A 10,877-nucleotide genomic window follows, 5' to 3' on the forward strand; every position below is an offset into this window, starting at 1 on the left:
GCGGCGTCATTCAGTGTGCCGCGCGCTTCGCTTTCTTCACCCCCAGTCGGCCCTTCTTCTCCTTCTTTTTTCCATCGCGCTCCGAACTCTGCGTCGCTGAGCGCAGCTTGAGCGCAATATCGAGCCTTGCGATCCATTGGGCGTCGTCGAGCTTCGCGCCCAACAGCGTTTCAATACGCTCGAGCCGGTAGTCGAGCGTATTCGGATGCACACCTAACGTTTCAGCCGTCTGACGCCGCCGCTGCCCGCTGGCGAACCACGCTGCGAGCGTGGCGAGCAGGTCCGCTTCCGTCGCCAGTTGCTCGGCGAGCGAGACGAGATAGCGCAGGACATTGGCGCTGCTGCGCACGCTTTCCTCGATGGCGATCGACGAAAAGCGGTGCACGCGCACGAAGTTGCCAAACTCGTTGCCAGATTCATCGCCATGTTCATTGTCGTTTTCGTCGTCGTCCGCGCGGCTGCCGCGAGGCGCGAAGTCCACGGCCTTGAGCGACTCTTCCACGGAAGCCGCCCAGCCACGCGCCCCTTCGTTCATCAGACCGATGCCGATGCTGCGCACGCGCGGCTCGGCACGCACTAGTGCGGCCGCATGCTCGGCCGCGCGCTGATCGTTGCGCGTCATCGAATCGCCGCGCACGCACGGCAGCCAGAACACCAGCCGCTCGCGGTGCCACACTCGCACGAGCGCATCGGGTTTCACTTCGAAATGACGCGCGGCGCTGAGCGCAAAACGATCGAGTGCATCCTCGCGCACCGAAGGCGCGTGGTCGCGCAAGTCCAGATCGACGGCGAGCGCGATACGCGGCAGCGTGGCGTCGAGGCCGAGCGCCTCGACGGTCTCGCGAAAGCGCGCGGTGTCGTCCGGGGCATGGAACACGAGGTCGTAGAGCTGCTGCAGCAGCGAGCCGCGCCAGCGCGCTTGCTGGTGCTGCTCGTCGAGATAAGCCTCGGCGATATGCTCGGCCATCGCATCGAAGTAATCGAGTAGATAAGGCGAAACATCGAACAGCAGCTCGTGCGCGAGCGCCGGGTCCGCCTCGGCAAGCTCCGTGCAGGTGCGCCAAAGTTCGCGCGCGCCGAGACGAAACGCGCGCAGCAGCGAGCGCAGCGGCACGTTCTGGTGCACGCGGCGGCGTGCGAACGCCGCAGTCTGGTCCATGACTTCGGAGGTGGGCTGCGTGCCGTCGAGCAGGCACTGGAACCATAGGTCCGCGGAAAACGCGATCGACGAGAAGATGTCCTTGCGCGCCGCCGCCGAGAGTGCGCTATAGCCTTCGAGCGAGAGCAGCGTATCGTAGGTGCGCTGAACAGCCTTGAGCTGGGTTTTGGCGAGCGTGCGCAGCTTGCTGCGCAGGCGTGGGCTGATGGCGGGAACGAGGGGCGGCACGGTGAGTTCGCGAAATTCGCGCGGATTCGTTTAGGCAATACCCGCGAGTGTACTCAGCGCCGTGCCGCTGCGTCGAGGGGCTTCATGCGGATCCAGGAGCCGTCCAGACGGCCCCCGGTCGGTAGCCCATCAGAACAACAGCGCGATACCCGCCATGCCGACGAACTGCGAGCGCGTGGACGAGGGCGTGACGTTCTGCGAGTCGCCCACGGCCGGGCTCGCGTTGACGATGTCACCCCCGCCGTTCGCGCCGAGCGTCTGGCCGCCCGCGTGCTGGTAGGCCTGCAGGGCGTAAAGCGTTGTGCGTTTCGAGAGGTGGTACGACTCCTTGAGCGAGTACTGCTGATACCGCGCCCCGCTCGTGATGCCATTGGCCTGCGAAGCCAGCGTGTAGGCGAAGCCGCCGCCCACGTCGAAGGCCGGCGTGAAGCGGTACACCGCGAGCGCCGCCCAGGTGTTGAAGATGGCCGTGTCGTGGAAGATCGACTTGCCGCCCGCGATGTACTGGACGTTCGAATACGAGGCGCCGACGATCAGATTGCCGATCGTGTAGTTGCCGGCGGCCGCGATGTGCTGGACCGCGCTCGCCGAGACATAGCCCGTGTTCAGCGAGGACTTGCCGAAGCTGCCGGTGGACGAGCTGTCGAAGCCGCTCGTCAGCTGTGCGTTGTCCATGCGCAGGATGGCCGCGGCGAGGCTCACCGGGCCAGCGGAATAGCGCAGCGCGGCGCTCCACGTCTGACCCTTGCCGGTGCTGCCCGCAATCCCGCCGAGTGCGTACATGGCGCTTGCCTGCACGCCGTAAAAGATCGGCGAGGTGTAGGTGGCCGAATTGTTGATGCGTACGGTCGTGTCGAGACCGTCGATGTCACCGGGGTGCGCACCGGTCGCGCCGGTGAGCCAGGAGCTGCCTGTGAGCGGGCCGACGAACAGGTAATACGGCGTGTACTGGCGCCCAGCCGTGAACGTGCCCAGGTTCTGGTTCTGCAGACCCACGTAAGCCTGACGATTGAAGATCAGTCCGCTCGACGAAAGCGCGCCGCTGTTGAGGTCGAAGCCGTTTTGCAGATCGAAGATCGCGAACGTGCCGCCACCGAGATCTTCCTTGCCCTGCAAGCCGAACTTCGACGCATACAGGTTGCCCTGGCGCAGATAGACGTTCGAGTGACCGTTCTGGTTGTTCACGTAGGTGATGGCGTCGTCGACGGCGCCGTAGAGCGTAACGCTGCTTTGCGCGAACGCGGGACTAGCCACGAGGGCTGCGCCAGTTGCGATAAACGTTCCAAGACCAAGGCCTGCTTTCTTCATCGTTGCGTCTCCGTTTAAATTTGGACTGCTTATTGTTTTGTCTTTGCTACGCCACATGATTTTCAGGTCGATGCGGCGTACGTACTGCGGCGGGAAGTGACTAAAGTGACTACATTGACTGCGTGTGCATCAATCTTGCGGTTCGCTCGCCCCCTTGGCGGCGAGCGCGCGCTGACGTGCCTGCGCCGCGAGGCGCACGGCTGCGTTGGGCGCGCCGTAGCCGTCGTAGCCGCCGCGCCGCTCCACGATCTCCAGGAAGAAGCGCTGGTCGAGCGTTTCCGTGTAGGCGTGCAGGAACTCGCCGCCGTTTTCGTCGCGGTCGTAGAGCAGGTTGTGGTCGCGCAGGGCGTCGAGAAACTCGGGGGCGAGTGCGTGGCGCGCGTCGAGATCGTCGTAGTAGTTCGCGGGCACGCGCAGGAGCGGCACGCCGGCCGCCTCGAATTCGGTCACTGCGCGGAAGATGTCGCCGGTGTTGAACGCCACATGGTTCAGGCCCGTACCGTGATAGGCACGGACGGTTTCCGCCGCGGCGGTATGCTGGTCCACCGAGGCGTTGAGCACGACGCGCAACCCGCGGTCGCGGCTCATGAGCGCGCGGCTGCGCACTAGCCCGTACGGATCGGGCACCAGTACGGCGGGCGTGGCGTCGAGCCCGAACGCCGACTTCAGGAACAGTACCCACGAGTCGAACGAGCCGGCCGGCAGCGAAAGGCTCACGTGATCGATGCCCAAGATGGGTCCCACTTCGACGGGACCATCGATATCCGTGAGCGCGAAATCGGCTTCGAAGAGCGTGGGCTGGCCAGCCTCCTCGTTAACGAAATAGTTAAGACTGCCGTCCGGCCCCTGGACGGCTGGCACCACGCGCTCGTTCGGACCCACGCGGCCCGAGAACGGCTGGTAGCCGAAGCCCGCGGCGCGTTCGAGCGCAAGGCGCGCATCGTCCACGCGAAACGCCGAGGCGCACAGGGAGAGCCCGTGGCGCTGGAAAAACGCGTCGGCGAACGAGTCGGGCTCGGCGTTCAGGACGATGGCAGCCGAGCCGTGCTGATAGAGCGTCACATCCTTCGAACGATGCTGGCCCGCGCGGCGGAAATGCAGCTTTTCGAGCCGGTTCGCCACGTGCGCGCGCGCCGTGTCGTCCACGGCGAATTCGAGGAACTGCCACTGCGCGTTCGCGGGTGCGGCGCTCGGATGGTAGAGCGCGCTCGCGTCGACATGCTCCGCTTGCAGGGTCTCGCGCGTGAGTGATTCGAGCAGCAGCAGCGAGCGATGACCGTCGGCGGCCGTAGCGGCGGGCGGCGCGCCACGAAAGCCGTCATTGAAGATTTCGAGCGAGAGCGGGCCCGTGTAGCCGCTTTTCACCACCTGCGCCGTGAAATCCGCGAGCGCGAAGTCGCCCTGGCCCGGGAAGCAACGATAGTGCCGGCTCCATTCGAGCACGTCCATCTGCATTCTCGGCGCGTCGGCGATCTGCACGAAGCCGATGCGTTCGCCCGGAATCGCGGCGATACCGTCGGGCGCGTCGTCGAGAGAGAGCGTGTGGAAGCTGTCCAGCGCGAGCGTGAGGTTCGCGTGATTCACCGTGTTGACGAGCCGCCACGCGTGGCCATAGGTGCGCACGTGGCGTCCCCAGGCGAGCGCTTCATAACAGATCGTCACGCCCGCTTCGACCGCTGCTCGCGCAAGCGCGCCGAGCTGCTCGGCGGCGAGGCCGTCGTCGCAGATCGTTTCGGGCGAGACATTGCTGCACACCAGCAAACGATCCGTGCCCAGTTGATGCATCACGTCGAACTTGCGTTTCACACGTTCGATGTTGCGCGCGAGGCGTTCGGGCGCGACGCCCTCGAAATCGCGGAACGGCTGGTAAAGCACGATATCGAGGCCGAGATCGCCAGCCATGCGCCGCACGTCGGCGGGGGAACCTTCGAAGTAGAGCAGATCGTTCTCGAAGATTTCGACGGCATCGAAGCCCGCGGCACGGATGGCGGCGAGCTTTTCGGCAAGCGTGCCGCTGATCGACACCGTGGCGATCGAGCGGCGCAGCGCGCGAGAGGGGGTGTGGAGCGGCTTGGACATGGGCATGGGAGCGGGCTGACTGCAACTTCGGTGTTGAACAAGGGTCCGGCGCGGCAGCGTGGGGCGGGCGCTTAACTAACTGGCGCACCGCAGGCACACTTGCCGCTGGAGTGTCCGAAGGATACGCCAAACTAACTAGTTAGTACAAATTCTGGCAAACCCCAGGTGACCGCTGGACCGGTTCGCGGCACACTTGCGACCATGCGGTGAAGCATGCGTCGGTTCCTCAGTATGCGCCGTACCGGTCGTCAAGCTGTTCTGGAGTGTGTGCAATGGGAATGCCTTCGGTGCTGGTCCTGAACGGGCCGAACCTGAATCTGCTGGGAACGCGGGAGCCCGCGATCTACGGCGCTGAAACGTTAGATGACGTTGCCAACCTGTGCCGCGAGGCGGCGGGGCGTCTTGGGCTCGAGATCGATTTTCGCCAGTCGAACGCCGAGCATCAGCTGATCGACTGGCTTCATGAAGCGCGTACGCGCGTGGACGGCATCGTCATCAATCCGGCCGCCTATACGCATACGTCGGTTGCCATTGCCGATGCGCTTTCCGCGATCGCGAAGCCCGTGATCGAGGTCCATATTTCGAACGTGCACAAGCGCGAGGCGTTCCGGCACCATTCCTTCGTTTCGCCGATTGCGGAAGCCATCATCGTCGGCTGCGGCACGCAAGGGTATGTGCTCGCGCTGGAGCGCATGGCCACGCTGCTCGCTAAAAAGGAGGCGAAATGAGCGCCCAGAACCACGCCAGCATGAACGCGCTGGGCGCGCGCGCAACCGCCCAATCGTTTCTCTGCGGACTGATCGGCTCGGGCATCGGCGGCTCGCTCACGCCCGCGATGCAGGAGCAGGAAGGCCGCGAACTCGGCTTTAACTATGTGTACCGGCGCATCGACCTCGAAGCGCTGAAGCTCACGCCCGCCGCGCTACCCGAGTTGTTGCTCGCCGCCGAGCGCATGGGTTTCGACGGTCTGAACATCACGTATCCGTGCAAGCAAGCTGTGATCGAACTGCTCGACGAACTCTCCGACGACGCGCGCGCGCTCGGCGCCGTGAACACGGTGTTGTTCCGCGACGGCAAGCGCATCGGCCACAACACCGACTGGTCGGGGTTTGCTCGTGCGTTCCAGCGCGGCCTGCCCGACGTCTCGCTCGATGCGGTGGTGCAACTGGGCGCGGGAGGCGCGGGCGCGGCGGTCGCACATGCTGCGCTGCAGATGGGCGCCCAGGCGCTCACGCTGTTCGACGTGGATGCATCGCGCGCCGCGTCGCTTGCCAGCGAGTTGCAGGCGCGCTTCCCGGCGGCTCGGGTGAGCGCGGGCGGCGACTTGCGCGACGTGCTTCAGCACGCTACGGGCCTCATCCACGCCACGCCCACCGGTATGGCGAAGCTGCCGGGCATGCCGTTGCCTGCGGAATATCTGCACGAGCGGCTGTGGGTGGCTGACATCGTCTATTTCCCGATCCGCACGGCGCTGCTCGAAGCGGCTGAGGCGCGCGGCTGCCGCACGCTCAGCGGCGGCGGCATGGCGGTGTACCAGGCAGTGGATGCGTTCCGGCTGTTCACGGGTGTCGAGCCCGACGCGGAACGCATGTATGCGCATCTGCAATCAATGTTGGCGGCCAACGCCGGCGAATAACAAACGAGCTTTGCATGGGGCCGGAGTAAGCGCTAAAGCGCCAACTCCGCCCGACACTTGGAGAGAGACATGGCACCACCCGTATCCACGGGGCGCGGCGACGCGCCGGCCCTTTCCGCCGCGACGCCCGTCGAGGGCGCGATGCGCCGCTCGAAGGCGCGCTATCGCATCTTGGGCCTGCTGGCCGTCGGCACGATGATCAATTACCTCGATCGCACCGTGCTCGGCATTGCAGCGCCGCAGCTCACCAAGGAGTTGGGCATCAGCGCGGCGCTCATGGGCCTCGTGTTCTCAGCGTTCTCCTGGAGCTATGTCGTCGCTCAGATTCCGGGCGGCCTGTTCCTCGACCGCTTCGGCAGCAAGTTCACCTACTGGCTCTCCATGACGCTCTGGTCGATGTGCACGCTCGCGCAGGGGTTCATCAGCGGCGTGGGCGCGCTGTTCGCGTGCCGCCTCGGCCTTGGCGCTGCGGAGTCGCCGTGCTTCCCAACCAATAGCCGCGTGGTCGCGACGTGGTTCCCGCAAAGCGAGCGCGCATTCGCCACGGGCACCTATACGGTGGGCGAGTACGTCGGCCTCGCGTTCTTTAGCCCCTTCCTCTTCGCGCTGATGGGTGCCTATGGCTGGCGCTCGCTCTTCTACGTGGTGGGCGCCGTGGGCATTGTGTTCGGCCTCGTGTGGTGGTTCCTGTATCGCGAGCCGCATGAGCATCCCGCGGCCAATCGCGCCGAGCTCGATTACATCGAGGCGGGCGGCGGTCTGGCTCGCCACGAGCGCAAGGCCGACGCGCAAGCTGCCGCGGAGCCGAAGAAGCAGGGCTTCGACTGGCGCATGGCCGGCCAACTGTTGCGCCGCCGTCAGCTCGCGGGCATCTGCCTCGGGCAGTTCGCGGGCAACTCCACGCTCGTGTTCTTCCTCACGTGGTTCCCGACCTATCTCGCCACCGAACGCCACATGGGCTGGCTCAAGATCGGCTTTTTCGCGATCATGCCGTTCATTGCCGCGTCCATTGGCGTGATGTTCGGCGGCACGTTCTCGGACTGGATGCTGCGCCGCGGCATCTCGGCTAACGTGGCGCGCAAGTTCCCGATCATCGCCGGTCTGCTGCTCGCGTCGACCATCATTCTCGCGAACTTCGTGGAGAGCAACGTGGCCGTGATCGCGATCCTCTCGGTGGCGTTCTTCGCGCAAGGGATGGCCGCGCTTGGCTGGACGCTTGTTTCGGATATCGCGCCGGCTGGCATGCTTGGGCTCACTGGCGGTATTTTCAACCTTGCCGCCAATCTCGCGGGCATCATCACGCCGTTGGTCGTGGGGCTGATCGTCAGCGTAACGGGCTCGTTCGTCTGGGCGCTGGTGTTCATCGGCGTCATCGCGCTGGTCGGTGCGGCCTCGTATATCTTTATCGTGGGCGATATCAAGCGCATCGAGATGTAAGGCGGGTGTTTTGGATTTTTGGGCTTGTGGTTGTTCGGGGCGTTTGGCTTTGCCTTGTGGTGTTGCCGGTCTGCCAGCGTTGCCCCTGCGCTGGCGGTATCTCTTGTTCGTGCGGACGTGACCAAGGCCCATCGTGCAATCTCGCTTATGCGGCAAACAGAAGAAGGGTGGTAGGCAGCGATAGCCGATAGGTCCGTTGGTCGTCACGCCAACCTCATTCGAGACGGGGAGGGCCGCTTTCTTGGCGAGCCTTCACTACTAGAGCCGAGACAATTAACGAAACTAACCAAATAAATACGAAAATCGGGTAGGGAATTAAGAGGGTTAGTCCAAGCGTGTCGCTGCAATCATTTGCGTAGCCACCGAAATCGTGTATACATTCTAGGATCGGATGGAATAAATAGAGTGAGATCGTAATAAATATGGCCGCGAAAAATTAAAATTACGTTTCTTTTGATTGAGGAATTCTTGAAACCATTTTTCGCCATAGTGTAAGGGTGCGTTGATTTTTTTGTATTTTATCGTCAATTTTCGAATTGAATAGAGGCCCAATGATTGGTCTGTGGATTTTGTTACTTCAAAAAATGCCGACTTCATTTTGTAAATAAAAGACTGCTCATCGGATTTTGTTTTTATTTTTCCACTTTCTTTCTCGTCAATCAGGTCGGCATTAAGTTGCTCATCGAGCGGGCGGAGCTGGTTCTCATCTTTCGGTTCTTCGCATTTCGTGAATCGATTTGAAAAAAATACATCAGAACCAATTTTGCAAATTAGCAAGGTGTTGCGTGCGATGCTTGCGTCATTCACCATTCTCGGCACATTGTCATATCCATAGCGACTAAATAATTTATTGTCGTAGTTGATATAAAATTCAAATCGATCAACGTTCTGGTTGTTCGATGGATAGGAATCCCCGTTTAGATAAATTGTTCTCATTGATGAGTTGGATTCATATCGAGACATGAACACATTGACGTGAGTTTTACTAAGGACGTCCTTGCGCCCAATTACAATAAACGGTGGTTCGGAATAAGTCGAATCTTCCCATTCGATAAGAAGTGCGAATGTTACGCTTGCAACGCCTACGCAAAATAATATATTACGACTTTTTTCGGTGATCATTGAAATACCCCTGGTAGGTCGAATGGAATTTGTCGCCGTTTCTGTAGTAGTACATTGAGAACAGAGTTTTTTTGGGGCGCCGCGCATGAGTCTGGTTATCTTCATTCATATTGCCGAGCCTGTTGTGAGAATAAAAAACATTTAAATACGAAGTCCGTGCATGCTCGAGGTAGAGGGTTATTTCGTCTTTCTTAAAATAAGCGCCACGATTGTGAATAGTGTGCCCCACACTACAATAAATGCCGCGAACGGCATCAGTAGCGTCAGCATGAATTCTTCCGCGCAGGCATCAGAGAATTCCCCCCACTCGTATACACATCGGACGGTCGGGTAGAACAAATAGCAGAGAACAGCTATCAGAACTAGAATTAAAAATAAGGCCGCTGTTTGCAGTCCTGAAAAGTGACATTGGCGTTTCTCGGTCATATGGATTAGTGTATGCTGGGATGATCAGAATGCAAATGGATTGGAGTGAAATCCAGAAATATATTGCTTAATCTGTCTGTCCAAGGCTCCGGATAATATTATAATATTTTTTATCGAATCCCGAGAATACTCGGATCTTGGCTCGATTTGAACAATGAAACGTCTTTGTGGATCGCTATCTCGAAATTTTTCTATCATTGCTGTCATATTGACCCACGTCTTGTTTGAAAAAAAAGCCGTCTCTAATGTGACCTTTGATGCATCCTCAGCTGTGGGGTGAACGCTTCTTTTGGGGATGAAAGTAAAGCATCCTTCAGATCCACCGAGCCACTTTGCGTGATCAAGCTTTGCCCTCGCTACGTAGAATCCTCCAATGTGGAACATAATATTGGAGGCAATGGATTCGCTTTTTCTGGAGGATATTCGTTGACCATACGGGTTAGCAAGACTGACATTCTTCGCGTCCAGATTTCGCTGGTCCTTGCCACGCTGTGACTCATCCTGCATCAGGAAAAAACCATGAACAATGTTGTCTGCACCAGGAGGGAAGTGGATTTGTTCCGTCAAATATTTGTTCTTGGCTGAATTCGCCGGCTCGAAAGCTATATTTCGGCACCAGGTAGCACCTGTCGGGTCAACACCAAGGTAGTACCACGCGTCACGGGTGACGTTGATATCATATTGCGTAGAGCCAGATTCCCCCTTGGTTGAATCAAATAAAATTAGTTTCGCATGGAATGTTGGGACAACAACCGCGGGTTGGGGATCTACAGATTTGCGGAGTGTAGTGGAGTCGTTTGGATGGCCGTATACCTTTTGAAGCGTGTAGCCGCTCTTGTCCGGTGTAATTTTTAGCATTACGTATTTTTCGGGAGCAGGAATATCCTTTACACTTTCGTCGGTGTATAAGGTGGTGTTCTTCTTGCAGAGGAGGTTGAGGTTGCGCCCCGTTGGGCTGATTAGCCAATCGTCCACGTTGTAGCCACAGTCAATCGGAAACGTTTCTTCGCTCATGAGAGATCCGCAAGTTCCATGAAAATAAAGGAAAGGAAATTCGCCCGGATGCCAAGTGAGACCGGGCTATATGTATATCCTGATGTTTTCAGATTGTGCAGTTTGGCTTAGCAAATGTGTATGTCCGTCGTTATCCGTGACGCGATGTTCTACAGTGCCGTCAGCACGCACAATCGCATATTCTATGTTTTGAAGCGGCGTCCCGGTTACTGCGTCAAGCAGTCTGAAACGATCATCGAACCGATTGGGAGATCCTGGGAGTGCCGGCAAAAGTGTATGTTTTGACTCTTTGCCTTTCTTCTGTACGGTAATAGTTTTAAGGAACAGATCACCCGGACCGCCAAGCGTGATGCTGCCGTCCTTGATATGCACAAACGCGCCGCCGCATTCGAGGATGATTTCCTTGGCCGCCGCGAGGTTGACCTTCCCGTTGACGCTGCCGACGTTGACGTCCTTGGCAGCGGTAAG

Annotated in this window: 9 protein-coding genes; 3 read left to right on the forward strand and 6 right to left on the reverse strand. The window is 59.6% G+C overall.

The features are described from left to right. Positions 1–10 precede the first annotated feature (10 nt). The 3 genes from JMY28_RS14730 to JMY28_RS14740 form a co-directional block, all read right to left on the reverse strand. Entirely contained in the window at positions 11–1,387 is a 1,377-nt protein-coding gene (locus tag JMY28_RS14730) for a PucR family transcriptional regulator (protein ID WP_236596866.1), read from the reverse strand. Positions 1,388–1,516: 129 nt separating this feature from the next. Beyond that, positions 1,517–2,695, reverse strand: coding sequence for a porin (locus tag JMY28_RS14735; RefSeq protein ID WP_201696654.1), 1,179 nt, complete (start codon positions 2,693–2,695; stop codon positions 1,517–1,519). Between the two features lie 129 nt (positions 2,696–2,824). After that, complete coding sequence (locus tag JMY28_RS14740) at positions 2,825–4,741, reverse strand: bifunctional sugar phosphate isomerase/epimerase/4-hydroxyphenylpyruvate dioxygenase family protein (protein WP_201696693.1); 1,917 nt, start codon at positions 4,739–4,741, stop codon at positions 2,825–2,827. 305 nt (positions 4,742–5,046) lie between these two features. On the opposite strand from JMY28_RS14740, the gene aroQ reads away from it, so the two are divergent. The 3 genes from aroQ to JMY28_RS14755 all read left to right on the forward strand — a co-directional run bounded on the left by aroQ (position 5,047) and on the right by JMY28_RS14755 (position 7,847). Beyond that, on the forward strand, positions 5,047–5,502 hold the full coding sequence (gene aroQ, locus JMY28_RS14745; RefSeq protein ID WP_201696655.1) for a type II 3-dehydroquinate dehydratase: 456 nt from the start codon (positions 5,047–5,049) through the stop codon (positions 5,500–5,502). Further along, positions 5,499–6,410, forward strand: a complete 912-nt coding sequence (locus JMY28_RS14750; RefSeq protein WP_201696656.1) for a shikimate dehydrogenase — start codon at positions 5,499–5,501, stop codon at positions 6,408–6,410. The genes aroQ and JMY28_RS14750 overlap by 4 nt, the downstream gene beginning before the upstream one ends. 141 nt (positions 6,411–6,551) lie before the next feature. Then, positions 6,552–7,847 carry an MFS transporter gene (locus tag JMY28_RS14755; RefSeq protein ID WP_236596875.1) on the forward strand — a complete coding sequence of 432 codons (1,296 nt, stop codon included), beginning with the start codon at positions 6,552–6,554 and terminating at the stop codon, positions 7,845–7,847. 381 nt (positions 7,848–8,228) lie between these two features. On the opposite strand, the gene JMY28_RS14760 is transcribed toward JMY28_RS14755, so the two are convergent. The 3 genes from JMY28_RS14760 to JMY28_RS38935 all read right to left on the reverse strand — a co-directional run. Then, positions 8,229–8,969, reverse strand: coding sequence for a hypothetical protein (locus JMY28_RS14760; RefSeq protein WP_201696658.1), 741 nt, complete (start codon positions 8,967–8,969; stop codon positions 8,229–8,231). 450 nt (positions 8,970–9,419) lie between these two features. Then, positions 9,420–10,409, reverse strand: a complete 990-nt coding sequence (locus JMY28_RS14765; RefSeq protein ID WP_201696659.1) for a hypothetical protein — start codon at positions 10,407–10,409, stop codon at positions 9,420–9,422. 66 nt (positions 10,410–10,475) lie between these two features. Next, a partial coding sequence (locus tag JMY28_RS38935) for a DUF2345 domain-containing protein (RefSeq protein WP_236596867.1) occupies positions 10,476–10,877 on the reverse strand: 402 nt, incomplete at its 5' end.

This window comes from Paraburkholderia hiiakae (assembly GCF_904848665.1).
GTDB classification, from domain to species: Bacteria; Pseudomonadota; Gammaproteobacteria; order Burkholderiales; family Burkholderiaceae; genus Paraburkholderia; species Paraburkholderia hiiakae.

Bases quoted from the DNA above. Each gene is read 5' to 3' on its own strand.
- JMY28_RS14735 (WP_201696654.1), bottom strand. From the start codon at position 2,695: ATGAAGAAAGCAGGCCTTGGTCTTGGAACGTTTATCGCAACTGGCGCA.
- aroQ (WP_201696655.1), top strand. From the start codon at position 5,047: ATGGGAATGCCTTCGGTGCTGGTCCTGAACGGGCCGAACCTGAATCTG.
- JMY28_RS14750 (WP_201696656.1), top strand. From the start codon at position 5,499: ATGAGCGCCCAGAACCACGCCAGCATGAACGCGCTGGGCGCGCGCGCA.
- JMY28_RS14755 (WP_236596875.1), top strand. From the start codon at position 6,552: ATGCGCCGCTCGAAGGCGCGCTATCGCATCTTGGGCCTGCTGGCCGTC.
- JMY28_RS14760 (WP_201696658.1), bottom strand. From the start codon at position 8,969: ATGATCACCGAAAAAAGTCGTAATATATTATTTTGCGTAGGCGTTGCA.
- JMY28_RS14765 (WP_201696659.1), bottom strand. From the start codon at position 10,409: ATGAGCGAAGAAACGTTTCCGATTGACTGTGGCTACAACGTGGACGAT.